Annotated in this window: 13 protein-coding genes; 3 read left to right on the forward strand and 10 right to left on the reverse strand. The window is 72.1% G+C overall.

Annotated features, from left to right (window positions below):
- Positions 1-19: 19 nt before the first annotated feature.
- From E4099_RS04440 to E4099_RS04450, 3 genes are all read right to left on the reverse strand, one after another.
- Positions 20-1615, reverse strand: coding sequence for a solute symporter family protein (locus E4099_RS04440; RefSeq protein ID WP_135337600.1), 1596 nt, complete (start codon positions 1613-1615; stop codon positions 20-22).
- Positions 1612-2259 carry a DUF485 domain-containing protein gene (locus E4099_RS04445; RefSeq protein WP_245244586.1) on the reverse strand — a complete coding sequence of 216 codons (648 nt, stop codon included), beginning with the start codon at positions 2257-2259 and terminating at the stop codon, positions 1612-1614. The genes E4099_RS04440 and E4099_RS04445 overlap by 4 nt, the downstream gene beginning before the upstream one ends.
- A 195-nt stretch (positions 2260-2454) precedes the next feature.
- Positions 2455-4587, reverse strand: a complete 2133-nt coding sequence (locus E4099_RS04450) for a DNA gyrase/topoisomerase IV subunit B (protein ID WP_135337601.1) — start codon at positions 4585-4587, stop codon at positions 2455-2457.
- A 442-nt stretch (positions 4588-5029) separates the two neighbouring features.
- Between E4099_RS04450 and E4099_RS04455 the strand changes: the two genes are divergently transcribed.
- Positions 5030-5260, forward strand: a complete 231-nt coding sequence (locus E4099_RS04455; RefSeq protein ID WP_135337602.1) for a DUF7455 domain-containing protein — start codon at positions 5030-5032, stop codon at positions 5258-5260.
- A gap of 233 nt (positions 5261-5493) precedes the next feature.
- Here the strand turns inward: E4099_RS04455 and E4099_RS04460 are convergent, their stop codons facing one another.
- From E4099_RS04460 to E4099_RS04485, 6 genes are all read right to left on the reverse strand, one after another.
- Positions 5494-6312, reverse strand: a complete 819-nt coding sequence (locus tag E4099_RS04460) for a serine protease (protein ID WP_135337603.1) — start codon at positions 6310-6312, stop codon at positions 5494-5496.
- Between the two features lie 235 nt (positions 6313-6547).
- Entirely contained in the window at positions 6548-6895 is a 348-nt protein-coding gene (locus tag E4099_RS04465) for a hypothetical protein (protein WP_135337604.1), read from the reverse strand.
- Positions 6896-6982: 87 nt separating this feature from the next.
- Positions 6983-8527, reverse strand: coding sequence for an RNA polymerase sigma factor (locus tag E4099_RS04470; RefSeq protein ID WP_135337605.1), 1545 nt, complete (start codon positions 8525-8527; stop codon positions 6983-6985).
- 347 nt (positions 8528-8874) lie between these two features.
- The gene (locus E4099_RS04475; protein WP_280923477.1) at positions 8875-9816 is read right to left on the reverse strand and encodes a FadR/GntR family transcriptional regulator; all 942 of its coding nucleotides are present in this window, start codon (positions 9814-9816) and stop codon (positions 8875-8877) included.
- A 396-nt stretch (positions 9817-10212) separates the two neighbouring features.
- Positions 10213-10974: an NUDIX hydrolase gene (locus tag E4099_RS04480; RefSeq protein WP_135337607.1), complete on the reverse strand. Its 762-nt coding sequence runs from the start codon at positions 10972-10974 to the stop codon at positions 10213-10215.
- A 133-nt stretch (positions 10975-11107) separates the two neighbouring features.
- Complete coding sequence (locus E4099_RS04485; RefSeq protein ID WP_135337608.1) at positions 11108-12634, reverse strand: DUF4192 domain-containing protein; 1527 nt, start codon at positions 12632-12634, stop codon at positions 11108-11110.
- Positions 12635-12745: 111 nt separating this feature from the next.
- Between E4099_RS04485 and E4099_RS04490 the strand changes: the two genes are divergently transcribed.
- On the forward strand, positions 12746-14932 hold the full coding sequence (locus E4099_RS04490) for a RecQ family ATP-dependent DNA helicase (RefSeq protein WP_135337609.1): 2187 nt from the start codon (positions 12746-12748) through the stop codon (positions 14930-14932).
- 213 nt (positions 14933-15145) lie between these two features.
- Positions 15146-15772, forward strand: a complete 627-nt coding sequence (locus E4099_RS04495) for a hypothetical protein (RefSeq protein WP_135337610.1) — start codon at positions 15146-15148, stop codon at positions 15770-15772.
- 63 nt (positions 15773-15835) lie between these two features.
- On the opposite strand, the gene E4099_RS04500 is transcribed toward E4099_RS04495, so the two are convergent.
- Positions 15836-16329: hypothetical protein (locus E4099_RS04500; RefSeq protein ID WP_245244588.1), on the reverse strand; the 494-nt coding region annotated here is incomplete at its 5' end.

Here is a 16329-nt window from a genome sequence, read left to right on the forward strand (position 1 = left end):
CTGGCCCGGGCCCCACGCGCTACGCCGCCCCGGCGCCGGTCAGCGCGCGCACCTCGGTCTCCGCGTACCGGGCGGCGTCGGCCGGCTCCCGTGAGGTCACCGTGCCCAGCCAGCCCGCGAGGAAGCCCAGCGGGATGGAGACCATCCCGGGATTGCTCAACGGGAACAACTGGAAGTCCACGCCCGGGAAGATCGCGTCGGGGGCGCCCGAGACCACCGGCGAGAAGATCACCAGCAGCACCGCGGGCACCAGCCCGCCGTACACCGACCAGACCGCGCCGCGGGTGGTGAACCGCCGCCAGAACAGCGTGTACAGCAGCACCGGCAGATTGGCCGAGGCGGCCACCGCGAAGGCCAGCCCCACCAGGAACGCGACGTTCAGGTCCTGGGCGAGCAGCCCCAACCCGATGGCCACCGCGCCCACCCCGACCGCGGCCAGCCGGGCCACCCGGACCTCGCTGCGCGGCGTACGCTCCGGGCGCCGGCTCAGCGTCGCGTACAGGTCGTGGGCGACCGAGGCGGAGGAGGAGAGCGTGATGCCGGCGACGACCGCGAGGATGGTGGCGAAGGCCACCGCCGCGACCACCGCGAACAGCACCGTGCCACCGGTGGAGCCCTGCCCGCCGCCCAGGTCCAGGGCGAGCAGCGGTACCGCGGTGTTCCCCGACGGATTGGACTGCCGCACCTCGTCGGACCCCAGCACCGCCGCGGCGCCGAAGCCCAGCACGATGGTCATCAGGTAGAACGCGCCGATCAGCCCGATCGACCAGACCACCGAGCGGCGGGCGGCTCGTGCGGTGGGCACCGTGTAGAAGCGCGAGAGGATGTGCGGCAGCCCGGCCGTACCGAGCACCAGGGCCAGCCCGAGGCTGATGAAGTCCAGCCGGGCGGTCCACCCGCCGCCGTACTTGAGCCCCGGGGCGAGGAAGTCCCGGCCGTGCCCGCTGCGGTCGGCGGCGGTCCCCAGCAGACCGCCCAGGTCACCGTGGAAGCGCACCAGCACCAGCACGGTCAGCGCGATCGCGCCGCCCATCAGCAGAACGGCCTTCACGATCTGGATCCAGGTGGTGGCGCGCATCCCGCCCCAGGCCACGTAGACCACCATCAGGGCGCCCACGCCCACCACCGTCCAGGCCCTGGCCGCTCCCCCGGTGCTGCCCAGCAGCAGCTCGATCAGGCTGCCCGCGCCCACCATCTGCGCCACCAGGTAGAGGACCGAGACGGTCACCGCGGAGGTGCCCGCGGCGATCCGCATCGGGCGCTCCCGCAGCCGGGCGGCGAGCACGTCGGCCAGGGTGAAGCGGCCGCAGTTGCGGACCAGTTCGGCGACGAGGAAGAGCACCAGCAGCCAGGCGACCAGGAAGCCCACCGAGTAGAGCACCCCGTCGTAGCCGAAGAGCGCGATCAGCCCGGAGATGCCGAGGAAGGAGGCGGCGGACATGTAGTCGCCGGCGATGGCGAATCCGTTCTCCAGCGGGGAGAACAGCCGCCCGCCGGCGTAGAACTCCTCCGGCGAACCATGCCGGTCGCGGCCGGCCCAGGTGGTGATCGCCAGGGTGAGGGCGACGAAGGCCAGGAAGAGCAGCAGCGCCAGACTCTGGTGATCGCCGGTCATCGGACACGCTCCCGGGTCATCTCCTGGGTCACCCAGCGCAGTTCCAGGGCCGATCGGTCCCGCCGCAGCCGGGCGTGCCGGGCGTAGGCCCAGGTCAGCAGGAAGGTGGTGAGGAACTGCGCCAGCCCGGCCAGCATCGCCACGTTCAGCGCCCCGGCGACCGGGCGCCCCATCAGCCCGGGCGCGCTGGTCGCCAGCACCACATAGCCCAGGTACCACAGCAGGAAGGCGGCGGTCGCCGGAAAGGCGAACCGGCGGTAGCGGCGGCGCACCTCCTGGAACTCGGCGCCCGCGTGCACCCGGAGGTAGACGGCCGACGACGGCACGGAGGCGGGGGTCTGCGCGGTCGGGACGGGGTCCGGAGGGGCGGAAGGCGGCGCGTTGCGGGCGGAGGCCGCCCTTGCCTGGGCCGGTACGGGAGCGGGAGCGGCCGGGGCCGGTGCGGACGGTGGGGCGGCGGGAGCGGCGGCACGGGGTGGTGCGGAGACCGGTGCGGTGGGCGGTGGCAGGGCCGGGGCGTGGGGATCGTCCCACTCCGCGGCCGGTGCCTCGTCCCAGGGATCGTCCAGCCGGACCGGGCCGGCGCCGCGCCCGCCTGGTCCGTCCAGTCTGTACCGCCCGTTCTGCCCGTCCTGCTTGTGCACCGAGGTCTCCTTGGCTCCGCGGCCGGTCGGCCGCGTGCCCAAGAATGGTCAGCCGGAAGGGCTTGTGGATGCCGCCCTCTGCACATTCACACCATCAGGTGACAGCTGTCCCGGAGCCGGCAACGCGCCCGTCCACCGGAAGGGGACGGGCGCGTGCTCGGAGCGTTCCGCCGACGCGGCGGCACCCTTGGTGGATCAGGCGTCGATCCGCGAGCGGTCCAAGGTGGCCGCCGAGTTGGTGATGAACTCCTTGCGCGGCGCGACCTCGTTGCCCATCAGCAGGTCGAACGCCCGCTCCGCGGCCTCCAGGTCGCCGATGTTGATCCGGCGCAGCGTGCGGTGGCGCGGGTCCATGGTGGTCTCGGCCAGCTGGTCGGCGTCCATCTCGCCGAGGCCCTTGTAGCGCTGGATCCCGTCCTTGTAGCGGACGTTCTTGCGGTCCAGCGCCCGCAGGGTCTCCTGGAGTTCGCCGTCGGAGTAGGTGTAGATGTACTTGTCCTGCCCCTTCTTGGGGTGGGTCAGCTCGATCCGGTGCAGCGGCGGCACGGCCGAGAAGACCCGCCCCTGCTCGACCATCGGGCGCATGTAGCGCTGGAAGAGGGTGAGCAGCAGGCAGCGGATGTGGGCGCCGTCGACATCGGCGTCGGCCAGGAAGATCACCTTGCCGTAGCGGGCCTGGTCGATGTCGAAGGTCCGGCCCGAGCCGGCTCCTATGACCTGGATGATCGCTCCGCACTCGGCGTTCTTCAGCATGTCGGAGACCGAGGACTTCTGAACGTTGAGGATCTTGCCGCGGATCGGCAGCAGCGCCTGGAACTCGGAGTTCCGCGCGAGCTTGGCGGTGCCCAGCGCGGAGTCGCCCTCCACGATGAACAGCTCGCTGCGCTCCACGTCGTCGCTGCGGCAGTCGGCCAGCTTGGCGGGGAGCGAGGAGGACTCCAGCGCGGTCTTGCGGCGCTGCGCCTCCTTGTGCTGGCGGGCCGCGATCCGGGTCCGGGCCGCCGCCACGACCTTCTCCAGCACGGCACGGGCCTGCTGCTTGGCGTCCCGCTTGGTGGAGGTGAGGAAGGCCTTCAGCTCCTTGGCGACCACGTTGGCGACGATCCGGGAGGCCGCCGAGGTGCCCAGCACCTCCTTGGTCTGGCCCTCGAACTGCGGCTCGGCCAACCGCACGGTGACCACCGCGGTCAGGCCCTCCATGGCGTCGTCCTTGACCACGTCGTCCTCGGCGACGCGCAGCAGTTTGGTGGCGCGCAGCACCTCGTTGACGGTCTTGGCCACGGCGCGCTCGAAGCCGGCGACGTGGGTGCCGCCCTTGGGCGTGGCGATGATGTTGACGAAGGACCTGAGGGTGCTGTCGTAGCCGGTGCCCCAGCGCAGTGCGATGTCGACGCCCAGCTCCCGGGTGACCTCGGTGGGGGTCATGTGGCCGCGGTCGTCCAGGACCGGCACGGTCTCCTTGAAGGTGCCCTGCCCGGTCAGCCGCAACACATCGCAGACGGCCTTGTCCTGGGCGAGGTACTCGCAGAACTCGCTGATGCCGCCGTCGAACCGGAAGGTCTCCTCGGTCGGCCCCTCCTGACCATCCGCACCCCCAAGGCCGCGCTCGTCCCGCACCACCAGGGTGAGGCCGGGCACCAGGAAGGCCGTCTGGCGGGCGCGGGCGTGCAGCGTCTCCAGGGAGAGCTTGGCGTCCTTGAGGAAGATCTGCCGGTCCGCCCAGTAGCGGACCCGGGTGCCGGTGCGGGTCTTGGGCACCCGCTTGCCCTTGAGCAGCCCGTTCGCCGGGTCGAAGGGCGCGTCCGGGCCGGACTCGGTGAAGATCCCGGGGACGCCGCGGCGGAAGCTGATCGTGTGGGTCTTGCCGTCCCGGTCCACCTCGACGTCGAGGCGGGCGGAGAGCGCGTTGACCACGGAGGCGCCGACACCGTGCAGACCGCCGGAGGCGGCGTAGGAGCCGCCGCCGAACTTGCCGCCGGCGTGCAGCTTGGTCATCACGACCTCGACGCCGGACAGGCCGGTCTTCGGCTCGACGTCCACCGGGATGCCGCGGCCGTTGTCCCGCACCTCGACGGAGCCGTCCTCGTGGAGGATGACCTCGATGTGGTCGCAGTAGCCGCCGAGGGCCTCGTCGACGGAGTTGTCGATGATTTCCCAGAGGCAGTGCATCAGACCGCGGCTGTCGGTCGAACCGATGTACATACCGGGGCGCTTGCGTACCGCCTCGAGCCCTTCGAGGACGAGCAGGTGCCGCGCGGTGTAGTTGGAGCCGCCCCGGTCTGCTCCGGTCAGCAGCGCAGTGGACGGCACGGACGTATCGGCGGTCACGCGGTTCGCTCCTCGCTGAATTTCTGGATGCCCCTACTCCGGGCACGGTGGGTGGCAGGATCGCCGGTGAGAGCGTACCGAGGCCTGATAGAGCCGTTGTGCCGCCACCCGTGAGAAGGACCATGCTAGTCGAGAGGCATCCGACTTCGCTCGCGTGTTCGATCCCTCATGGGGCTGCCGCAAACATCACGTTCCTTTTCAGGCATGAACCATTTAGGCTCCGGGCACGTCCTCATGCACAACCGGCAACCCGGCCGGGAGGACGAAGACCGACAAGCGACGCGAAACCGTAGATCAAGGCAATACGGCTCATTCGCCGCCAAACGTCACCATCCAGCTACTCGGAAGGAATTTTCAAGAAAAAGGCGCGAGCGGGAACGTTTTCCGCCTGGTTGGATGTTGACCCTGGTACGACAGCTCGTCGAGCTAGAGAAGAGGCGACGTGACTACTGTTCTGACCCCCGCGAGCCCGCTGACGGCCGCCGACCGCTGCGACCGCTGCGGTGCCCAGGCGTACCTGCGCGTCGTCCTGATGAGCGGCGGTGAGCTGCTCTTCTGCGCTCATCACGGACGTAAGTTCGAGCCGGAACTCAAGAAGATCGCCGCGGAAATACAGGACGAGACGGAGCGGCTCACCACCGTCCCGGCGTCCGCTTCCGCCGAGGAGCGCTGACACTTCGCACCCCACGACGAGCCGACCGGCCACGGGCCGGACCTCGGGCGGTCGCCCCCGCATCGGAGGCGGCCGCCATCTGGTACCGGCCACCCGTCGGTACCTGGGCTCGGCCGTGGACAGACCGGGCCGGCTCCGACGCGGCCCCCGAGCCGCGCACCGAGAGGCTCACGCGCCAGCCGCGCACCGGGAGGCTCACCGCGCCGCGGGCGCTCAGGCCAGGCCCTGCGCCTTCAGCTGTGCGCCCGTACCAGCGGTTCCACCGCGGAGATCCGGGTGTAGACCCCCGGGCTGCCCGCCTCACCGCAGCCGGTTCCCCAGGAGACCAGGCCGATCAGCCGGCCCCGGGCGACCAGCGGCCCTCCGCTGTCCCCCTGGCAGGCGTCCCGGCCGCCCTCCGGCGCCCCCGCGCACAGCATCACCTTGGCGCGATAGGTGCCGCCCCTGACCTCCGGGTAGGCCTCCGCGCACTCCTTGTCACTGAGTACGCGGACCTCCGCCGCGTGCAGGGTGCGCGCGTAGCTGCCGTCCCCCCGGGTGTCGCCCCAGCCGTAGACCTCCGCCGTCGTGCCCGGCTGATAGGCGCGGTCGCCCTCCTTCGCGGCGGGCAGCGGGACCAGCGGGCCGCCCACCTTCAGCACCGCGATGTCGCCCGAGTGGCTGACCCGGTCGTAGTCCGGATTGACCCACACCCGCCGGACCGGCAGCTCCCCGCCGCCAGGCCTGCCCAGATCGTTCCGGCCCACCAGCACCCGCAGATCCGGCACGGTGCGCCAGTCCACCCCCAGCACCTCGGGCCGCATGCAGTGGGCGGCCGTCACCACGGTGGTCCTGTTGATCGCGACACCGCCGCAGAACTGCCCGGAACGGGTGTCACCGAAACGGTCCCGGCTCGCCACCGCCACCATCCAGGGGGCGTCCGCGATGCGTACCGAGCGGCCCCCGACGATCGCCCGGTCGGCGGACGCCGGCCCGATCGCGGTGCCGAGCAGGGCCGTGGCGCCGGCCAGCGCCGCCACACAGGCCGTGGTAGAGAGAGGACGGAAGCGCATACGGTCTCCTCACCTCGCGGAGTGACGTGCCCACCCAGCGTCACCCACCCGCAGCACTTCCGCATCCCGAAGCGGTGACGCGGGCACCCCCGAACGCCGTCCCCCCGCGCCCGCCGCCGGTCGCCCGGCAGCCCCTGGCGTCGCGGGCGTCACGGGCTCAACAGCTCACCGGCGTCCCCGGCGACACGGGCGTCACGGGCTCACCGGCGTCCCCGCCCTCACCGCCGTCACCGGCTCACCGCAGGCTCCAGGCGCTCACCGCGGACAGCGGCACCCGGAAGTACTCCCCCAACGCGGCGGGCAGACTGCCGGCGCCTGCGATCAGGTGGCAGCCCTGGAGGTGCAGAAAGGCCGGCGGGTACGCCAAGGGCTCCGCGGCCTCGCGCGCGAAGTCCTCCGCGAAGCCCTCCTCGGGCAGCCCCGCGTCACCGAGTCGCGCGGCGATCTGCGCGGCCCAGTGGCGGTGCGAGGCGATCCGCCCCGCGATCACCGCACCCTGCACCACGACCGTGATCCGGGGACCGCCGCCCTCCATCTCGGTGCGGTTGATCAAGTCGATGAGGAGCTCGTCCGGTACGCCCATGCCGCGACTGTAGTGATCGACACCGGCAACGACGACGGCGCCCCCGCCCGCGGTATACGCGGGCGGGGGCGCCGTGCCGAAGGATGCTCAGTCCAGGTAGTCGCGCAGCACCTGGGAGCGGGACGGGTGCCGCAGCTTCGACATCGTCTTCGACTCGATCTGACGGATCCGCTCACGCGTCACGCCGTAGACCTTGCCGATCTCGTCCAGCGTCTTGGGCTGGCCATCGGTGAGTCCGAAGCGCATGGAGACCACACCGGCCTCGCGCTCGCTGAGCGTGTCGAGCACCGAGTGCAGCTGCTCCTGGAGCAGCGTGAAGCTGACGGCGTCGGCCGGGACCACGGCCTCGGAGTCCTCGATGAGGTCACCGAACTCGCTGTCGCCGTCCTCACCGAGCGGGGTGTGCAGCGAGATGGGCTCGCGGCCGTACTTCTGGACCTCGATGACCTTCTCCGGGGTCATGTCGAGCTCCTTGGCCAGCTCCTCCGGGGTGGGCTCGCGGCCCAGGTCCTGGAGCATCTGGCGCTGGACGCGGGCCAGCTTGTTGATGACCTCGACCATGTGCACCGGGATACGGATGGTGCGGGCCTGGTCGGCCATGGCTCGGGTGATCGCCTGCCGGATCCACCAGGTGGCGTACGTGGAGAACTTGTAGCCCTTGGTGTAGTCGAACTTCTCGACCGCGCGGATCAGACCCAGGTTGCCCTCCTGGATGAGGTCCAGGAAGAGCATGCCGCGGCCGGTGTACCGCTTGGCCAGCGAGACCACCAGGCGGAGGTTGGCCTCCAGCAGGTGGTTCTTGGCGCGGCGGCCGTCCTCGGCGATGATCTCCAGCTCGCGCTTGAGCTTGGGGGCGAGCTTGTCCGCGTTGGCCAGCTTGTCCTCGGCGAACAGACCGGCCTCGATACGCTTGGCGAGCTCCACCTCCTGCTCGGCGTTGAGCAGCGGGACCTTTCCGATCTGCTTGAGGTAGTCCTTGACCGGGTCCGCCGTGGCGCCGGCCGCGGCGACCTGCTGGGCCGGGGCGTCGTCCTCGTCCTCGTCGGAGAGCACGAAGCCCTGGCTCTCGCCTTCGCCCTCACCCTCGGCGCCGGGCTTGCCGGGACCGGTCTCCTCCAGCGGCTCCTCGCCCTCGAGGAGGTCGTCGGCGTCCTTCTTGGCGGACTTCTTGGCCGTGGTCTTCTTCGCGACGGTCTTCTTGGCCGTCGCCTTCTTGGCCGCGGTCTTCTTCGCGGCAGCCTTCTTCGCGGGGGTGGCGATCCCGTCGGTCTCGGTGTCGCCCTCGGAGCCGGGGGCGGCCGCGGCGGCGGTCTTCTTGACGGTGGCCGTCCTGGCCGTGACGGTCTTGGTGGCGGTGCGCTTTGCCGGACTCTTCGCTGCGACGCTCTTGCGGGTGCGCTTGGGCGCCTCTGCGGCACTGACCATCAGCGTCACACCCTCCTCGTCGAGGATCTGGTTGAGGCTGCGCAGAACGTTCTTCCACTGGGTTGGCGGAATCTGGTCAGCCTCAAAGGCCCGACGCACGTCATCGCCGGCAATCTGCCCATCAGCCTTTCCCCGCTCGATGAGCGCCATGACAGACTCGGACTCGGCGATCTCCGGCGGGAGCGTACGGGATGTGCTGGCCGACACGAACAACCTCTCGGAATGATGGAAACGGCTTCCGGCCCCGTCCGCGATGGACCGGAGCCGACGACCATCGGCAGGGATGAACCGATGGCGCGGGCGGAAGTGCAGGGGGTTACAGCGTCCCCAAGGACCTCTGTATTCCCTCCGCGGCTACCACCTCTTTAGTCATCGCACTGCTTCGAGGAGCGTTACGCCCAATCTTCGTGGCCCGAGTCACACCACGAAGCGGGACACATGCCCACTGAAGCGAACAGAACACCTTGTGTCGCCGATCCCGGCTGCCCGGCCGGACCCGGGGCCGGGATCCAGCGACCTCGCAGAGCGCGCCCCCCGTTCCGCATGGACGACGCTCAGTGCTCGCGCGGTGCGGGCACCACGCGCTCGACCTCGGGATGGACGGTGAGCAGCTGCCGCATGGCGCTCTCCGCCGCACCGGCGTCCCCGGCACCGACGGCCTCCACGATCCGGCGGTGGTGTCCGACTCCGGCCTCACTGGGGCGGTCGCAGCTGATGGCCGGGCCGCCGGAGACATGCAGGGCGGAGGCGACGATGCCCGCCAGGTGCTCCAGCATCCGGTTGCCTCCGACCTGGAGGAGCAGGGCGTGGAACTCGGCGTCGGCGCGGGAGTAGGTGAGGGAGTCGCTCTGCGCCAGGGCGTGTCCCATGATCTCCACCATGTCGCCGAGCCGCTGCTGCACCTCCTCCCGGCCGTGCCCGGCGGCCAGCCGTGCCGCCAGCGGCTCGATCGTCCAGCGCAGCTCGCACAGCTCCCGGCGCTGGTCGTCGCGCTGCGGCCCGAAGGCCCGCCACTCGATGATGTCCGGGTCGAGCAGATTCCAGTCACTGACCGGACGGACTCGGGTGCCGACGTTGGGCCGGGCGCTGACCAGGCCCTTGGCCTCCAGGACGCGGAGTGACTCGCGGACGACGGTCCGGGAGACCTCGAAGCGCTGGCCGATCTCCTCGGGAACCAGCGGGCGATCGGCCCCCAGGTCGCCGGAGACGATCATCTGACCCAGCTGCTGGACGAGTTGGCCGTGCAGTCCGCGCCCGCGGTTGCCGGCCGCGCGCCGCCCCACGCGGCCGATCTCGGTGTCGGCGCCCTCCCAGGCGGGGGCGCCACCGCGCTCGGCGCCGGGGGCGTCAGGGTAGGGGTAGCGGTCCAGCTCGCCCGGACCGGCGAGGCCGGATTCCGCAGGACGAGCCGCATTCATCGTGGTGTGCGCAAGGGTACTCACGCATCCTTTGTCGGCGACGCCCCAGAGACCCTTAGGGTCTTTGGTGAAAAGCACACGAAAGGGTGATCGACCATTACCTCACAATTGACGCCTAATCGGACAGGAATCGCCAGCCATCGGGGAGTTGCGAGCCACTGAGGCGCCCTGGCGGGAATTCCGGCACCGCCACGCCACCCGCACGCCCCCATGGCGGCCCCGCCCGACCGGCCGGGAAACGCCGCCCGCCCGCCCCAACACCGCACCGGTGTCCGATCGTTGGTCCACGGATCACCTGCCCAAGCGGGATCGGATCACACACTCCAAGGCAACGGCGGCCGAACCCCGGATCACTTCGACGCCGGACCCACTGAATCGAAATGCCCTTATTGCCCGATGAGCATTCCGGACCGCGCCGCCTTGCGCGGGCGCCGGACCGGCCGGATCACACCTCGGGGTACCGGACCGGCCGGATCACACCTCGGGGCGCAACATCGGCGGATTGAGCACAGTGGCGCCGCCCGCCCGGAACAGCTGGGCCGGCCGGCCACCCTGGCGGGTGGTGGTCCCCCCGGTGGGCACCAGGAAGCCGGGTGTACCGGTGACCTTGCGGTGGAAGTTGCGCGGATCCAACGCCACTCCCCACACCGCTTCGTAGACCCGTCGCAGCTCACCCACGGTGAACTCCTGAGGGCAGAACGCGGTCGCCAGCGAGGAGTACTCGATCTTCGACCTGGCGCGCTCCACTCCGTCCGCCAGGATCCGCGCGTGGTCGAAGGCCAGTGGTGCGGAGACCTCCGCGTCGTGCCGGAACGCCGTGTCCTGGTCCAGGAGGTCGTCCACGGGTGCCCAGCGCACGCTGTGGGCGTCCCCACCGGCCCTCGGGGCGGGCAGGTCCGGAGCGAGTGCCAGGTGCGCGACGCTCACCACCCGCATCCGGGGGTCGCGCTGAGGGTCACCGTAGGTCGCCAACTGCTCGAGGTGGGCGGCATTGGGGAGTGCGGGCTGCGAAGGGGCGTGGGCCCGCAGGCCGGTCTCCTCCTCCAGCTCACGGGCCGCGGCCGCGGCGAGATCCTCGTCGGCCCGCACGAAGCCACCGGGCAGCGCCCAACGCCCCGGATAGGGTGGCTCGCCTCGGCGAACGGCCAACGCACACAGTGCGTGCCGCCGCACGGTGAGCACCACCAGGTCGACGGTGACGGCGAAGTGCGGGAAAGCCGACGGGTCGTAGGGCATAGCGTGATCATAGTCGTCTTCCTGACGATAATCAGGCGCTTCAGGAGCATCGCCCACGCCCGCAGGACCATCCGCCCCTCCCGCTTCCCAGGCGCCGTGGGCCTCACTCCGCGGTGGGCGGGGGCCATCGCGATCACCTGGTGGACTCGTCGGCGCCCGGACGCCGCCGCAGCTGGCGCGGCAACCGCGGCCGCCCCTGCGGACGGCGCCGGTCACGGCCCTCGCGCGGGGAGCCCGGACCGGCCGTGCCACGGCCGCCCCCGCGGCGCGGACGGCTCCCGAGCACCCGACCGGATGCCGTGTCCCCCGCCGCGGTCGGACCCGCCCCACCCGGGTCGCCGTCGTCGTCCGCCGCGGGTGCGGCCGCCGCGGCCGGATCCGCGGTGCCGACGCCCCGCTCAGGCCCGGCGCCCGGATCGAGGACCGGGTGGCAGCCCGACGCGGCGTTCGCACGGGATCCCGATGCGCCGTCGGGGCCTGCCGAACCGCCGGAGGCGGCGCGGACCGACTCCGGGTGGACGGTGGTGCGCGGGGTCTGGTCGCCATGGCGCCGCCGCAGGTGGCGGCGGAGGCGCTCGAGGTCGACCCCTTCGTTGCAGGCGTGGTGGAGCAGTTGGGCGAAGAGGTAGTCGGGATCCGTCTTGAGGGCACGGCCGAGCGCGACCCGTGCCGCCGGCTCGTCGCCCGATGACAGGGCCACCCAGCCGGCCAGCGTGAGCGGAGCGCTGGCGTGCGAGGCGTAGGCCCCCACGCAGCGCCGGGCCAGGGCGCGCCACAGCCGCAGTGCCGGTGCGGCGTCCGGGCCCTCCATCCAGGCCGCCGCCTCGTCCCGGGTCTCGTGGTCCTGGAGCCCGATGATGGCCGCGGCGGCCTCTTCGGCGCCCAGCAGCGCGTCGTCGCGCAGATCGGCCGCCGTCCGGTCGGTGACCGGGCCGGCCGACCGGAGGCGTTCGAGCAGTTCGGAGAGCAGGTCGAGGGTCTGCCGGCGGACCGCCGCGCGGTCGCCGTCCAGGATCCTGAACGTCATGGCGGCCGCCGCCTCGTCCAACGCGGTCTCCAGCCCCTCGGCCCGCGGGGTGTCGAGCGGCGCCAGCCGGGCTTCCATCTCGCGCAGGGTGCCGCGCACCCGGATGCCGGCGAAGGTGGCCGCGGCGGCCATCACCGAAGTGCCGGGGATGCCCAGCGGAGTGCCGTCTTCCGGGCAGCAGCGCCGGTCCGGGCAGCAGTAGGACCAGAACCTCCGGTCGGCGATGCACAGCGCTTCCAGGACCGGCACCTCATGGTTCCCGCAGGCCACGCGCAACTGCTGGGCCAGGGGGCGGAGCCGCTCCATCACCTGCCGGCCGGACTCGCCCGGCGACGGGTCCTGGCACAGGAAGAGGACGATGCCGTCGGGCCGGGCGCCGCGCCGTTCGGAGCCTGTGATCAGGCACTCGGCGACCTCGGCGCTCACCTCGGGCCAGTCCTCGCGGGCCTCCGGGATGCCGAGCCGCAGCCGGCCGCCGAACCGCCCCTGCGCACCGTGCAGGGCGACCAGCACCACGCTGTCGTCGGGATGGAATCCCAGCAGGAAGGGGAGGGCGTCGGCGAGCTCGGCGGGGCTGCTGAGCGTGACCTGCTGCTGGTCGAAGGGGCTGCTTGCCGCGTTGTGTCGAGTCATGGCACGACAGTCGCGCGGCCGCGGTGATTCCCGCCACCCCTGTGGATAACGTTATCCACAGGCTGCGCCGCTCGTTCGCGCGATGTCGGTGGTATCGGGTTGCATGGAGGCATGAGCAACGACGATCTCCGTGTCTCGGCCGACCGTGTCCTCGCCCGCCTGGTGGGGGACGCCACCGGCACCGCCCGGCTGCGCGAGGACCAGTGGCGTGCCGTGGAGGCGCTGGTCGCCGACCGCCGCCGGGCGCTGGTGGTGCAGCGCACCGGGTGGGGGAAGTCCGCGGTCTACTTCGTGGCCACCGCGCTGCTCCGGGAGCGCGGCGCCGGTCCCACGGTGATCGTCTCTCCACTGCTGGCGCTGATGCGGAACCAGGTGGACGCGGCGGCGCGAGCCGGAATCCACGCCCGCACCATCAACTCCGCCAACACCGAGGAGTGGGACACCATCCAGGGCGAGGTGGCCGCGGGAGAGGTGGATGTGCTCCTGGTCAGCCCCGAGCGGCTGAACAACCCCGACTTCCGGGACCAGGTGCTGCCCAAGTTGGCCGCCTCGACCGGCCTGCTGGTGGTGGACGAGGCGCACTGCATCTCGGACTGGGGGCACGACTTCCGGCCCGACTACCGCAGGCTGCGCACCATGCTCGCGGATCTGCCGCCCGGTGTGCCGGTGCTGGCGACCACCGCCACGGCGAACGCACGGGTCACCGCGGACGTCGCGGAGCAGTTGGGCACCGGTGGCCGCGAGGCCGGCGGTGCCACCGACGGCTCGCGGGCCCTCGTGCTGCGCGGGCCGCTGGACCGGGAGAGCCTGAGTCTGTCGGTACTCCGGTTGCCCGACGCCGCTCACCGGCTGGGCTGGCTCGCCGACCAGCTGGACGCGCTGCCCGGTTCCGGGATCATCTACACCCTCACCGTGGCCGCCGCGGAGGAGGTCACGGCGTATCTGCGGCGGTGCGGCCACACCGTCGCCTCGTACACCGGCCGGACGGAGAACGCCGACCGGCAGCAGGCCGAGGAGGATCTGCTGGCCAACCGCGTCAAGGCGCTGGTGGCGACCTCCGCGCTGGGTATGGGCTTCGACAAGCCGGACCTCGGTTTCGTGGTGCACCTCGGCTCGCCGTCCTCCCCCATCGCCTACTACCAGCAGGTCGGCCGCGCGGGTCGAGGTGTGGAACACGCCGAGGTGCTGCTGCTGCCCGGTCGCGAGGACGAGGCGATCTGGCAGTACTTCGCCTCGCTCGCCTTCCCCACCGAGGAGCAGGTGCGCCGCACCCTGGAGGTGCTGACCGCGGCCGGCGGCCCGATGTCGCTGCCGGCGATCGAACCGCAGGTCGATCTGCGCCGGTCGCGCCTGGAGATCATGCTCAAGGTGCTCGATGTGGACGGAGCGGTGCGGCGGGTGCGGGGTGGCTGGGCCGCGACCGGCCAGGCCTGGGGCTACGACGCAGAGCGCTATGCCCGGGTGGCGCAGCAGCGGGCGGCGGAGCAGCAGGCCATGCGGGACTACGCCACCTCGACGGGGTGCCGGATGGAGTTCCTGCGGCGGCAGTTGGACGACGAGGCGGCGGCCCCGTGCGGGCGCTGCGACAACTGCGCGGGCCCCCGTTTCACCGCCGAGGTCTCCGACGCCTCGCTGGCCGCGGCGCGCGGTGAGCTGGGGAGGCCCGGGGTCGAGGTGGAACCGCGCCGGATGTGGCCCACCGGGCTGCCCGCCGTGGGAATCGATCTCCGGGGCCGCATCCCGGCAGGCGAACAGGCGGCGCCGGGGCGGGCGCTGGGGAGGCTGTCGGACATCGGCTGGGGCAACCGGCTGCGCCCGCTGCTGTCCGCGCAGGCTCCGGACGGTCCGGTGCCCGACGATGTCGCGGACGCCGTGGTGACCGTGCTGGCCGACTGGGCCAAGGGGCCTGGTGGTTGGGCCTCCGGCGCCGCGGACGCCCCGGCGCGGCCGGTCGGGGTGGTCACGCTTCCCTCTCTCACCCGGCCGCGGCTGATCCAGTCCCTGGGCGAGCGGATAGCGGCGATCGGGCGGATGCCGCTGCTCGGCGCGGTGGCGTACACCGCCGAGGCCCAGGACATCCGCTTGCCGCGCTCCAACAGCGCCCAGCGGCTCCGGGCGCTGCACGGGGCTCTCACCATTTCCGAGTCGCTGTCCGCCGCGCTCGCCGAGGCGGCCGGGCCGGTGCTGCTGATCGACGATCTGACGGACTCCGGCTGGACCCTGGCAGTGGCCGCCCGGTTGCTTCGCAAGGCCGGTGCGCGGGGCGTCTATCCGCTGGTCCTGGCGGTGCAGGGGTAGGGGTCGCGTCGGCGGTGCGCGACCGGCCGGGGGACACGGTCGCGCACCTTCGCGTTCCCGGTCGGCCGTGCCTGATTGCTCGTTGCCGCATACCTGTGCGACCGGGAGAATTGACGCAGCTCATGCTCCGCCCACGGTCTGCCGGGACCGTGCCACGGCGTGCCCGCCTCCTCAGGCCGGACCATCCGTGGGCGCGCAGACGAAGGGAGAGTCATGACCTTCGACTTCGCTCCGCCGCCGTCCGCCGAGCCCGATTCCCACCTCGGCCGGGTGCTCGTGCCCACCGAGTGGGCCGATGCGGGCATACCACTGCTGCGCAACCCGCGTGAGGTCGTCATCGGGCTGCACGCACGCCATCTGCCGAGTCCCTGGACCGCGGTGGTCGCGGTGTTCGGTCCGGACGAACGGCTGGTCGCCAGCGCCTCCTTCGCCCGAGAGGGCATCGCGGTGGACGGCTGGGACACGCGCAACGCGCTACTGGGCCAGCTGCGTCAGGTGATCCCGCACGATCTGCGCCGCCGCACCCCGGTGCGTACCGCGGTGCTGCTCCACTGCCGCGAGGGGAGCAGCGGATGGACCGAGGAGGACGGTGCCTGGATGTGGGGGCTGCGGGACGCCTGCACGCTGCACGGGCTGCGCTGCGGCGCGTACATCACGCTGACCCGCGGCGGCTGGCAGGTGCTGGGCGAGGGCCGCAGCGGTCGCAAGCCCCACTCGGGGTCGACTCCGGGGTGGGCCGTGGCCGCTTCGGGCGGAATCCCGGAGCAGGGCGCCCCGGGCCCTGTGCCGCGCGCCGGTGGCGGCGTGCCGAAGGCGCTGGGGCACACGGCCGCCCGGTGACAGGCGGCTCCTGCTCAGGGCCGCCGGGCACCGGGCGTACGGGCCGGACGTGTCGTACCGGTCTCAGACGCCGGCGGCGATCAGCGTGTTGATCCGCTGCGGGTCGCCGCAGACGACCAGCAGCGCACCGGCACGGGCCATGGCCTGCGGCAGCATACGGGCGATCGCGTCGTCCGCGCCGCCGTTGACGGCCACGACCACGACCGGGCGGCCGGCCAACCGGTCGGAATCCGCCGCGGCGTAGAAGACGTCGTCACCCGCGTCCTGCTGGGCCCAGTACGACGCTTCCCCGAAGGACAGCTCGTGTGCCGCCCACGGGTGCTGCTCGCCGGTGGCCAGCACCAGGATCTCGCCGGGTGCGCGACCGGATTCCAGCAGCAGGTCGACGGTCTCGTCCGCGGCGTCCAGCGCGCCCTCGACGGACGCGGGTATGAGCTGGATCTGCGGAGTGGACGAGGCCTCGTGGGCAGACGGTGCGGGCGATGCGGGCTTCGCATCACCCGGGGTGCGCTGCGACGGGGTCACGGCGGGAGCGCGGTGCGGGCCGGGGACTCCGG

The sequence above is a fragment of the Streptomyces palmae genome, assembly GCF_004684805.1.
Lineage (GTDB): Bacteria > Actinomycetota > Actinomycetes > Streptomycetales > Streptomycetaceae > Streptomyces > Streptomyces palmae.

Excerpts from the sequence above, each read along its gene's own strand:
- E4099_RS04440 (WP_135337600.1), bottom strand. The coding sequence starts at position 1,615 with ATGACCGGCGATCACCAGAGTCTGGCGCTGCTGCTCTTCCTGGCCTTC.
- E4099_RS04460 (WP_135337603.1), bottom strand. The coding sequence starts at position 6,312 with ATGCGCTTCCGTCCTCTCTCTACCACGGCCTGTGTGGCGGCGCTGGCC.
- E4099_RS04465 (WP_135337604.1), bottom strand. The coding sequence starts at position 6,895 with ATGGGCGTACCGGACGAGCTCCTCATCGACTTGATCAACCGCACCGAG.
- E4099_RS04480 (WP_135337607.1), bottom strand. The coding sequence starts at position 10,974 with ATGCCCTACGACCCGTCGGCTTTCCCGCACTTCGCCGTCACCGTCGAC.
- E4099_RS04485 (WP_135337608.1), bottom strand. The coding sequence starts at position 12,634 with ATGACTCGACACAACGCGGCAAGCAGCCCCTTCGACCAGCAGCAGGTC.
- E4099_RS04490 (WP_135337609.1), top strand. The coding sequence starts at position 12,746 with ATGAGCAACGACGATCTCCGTGTCTCGGCCGACCGTGTCCTCGCCCGC.
- E4099_RS04495 (WP_135337610.1), top strand. The coding sequence starts at position 15,146 with ATGACCTTCGACTTCGCTCCGCCGCCGTCCGCCGAGCCCGATTCCCAC.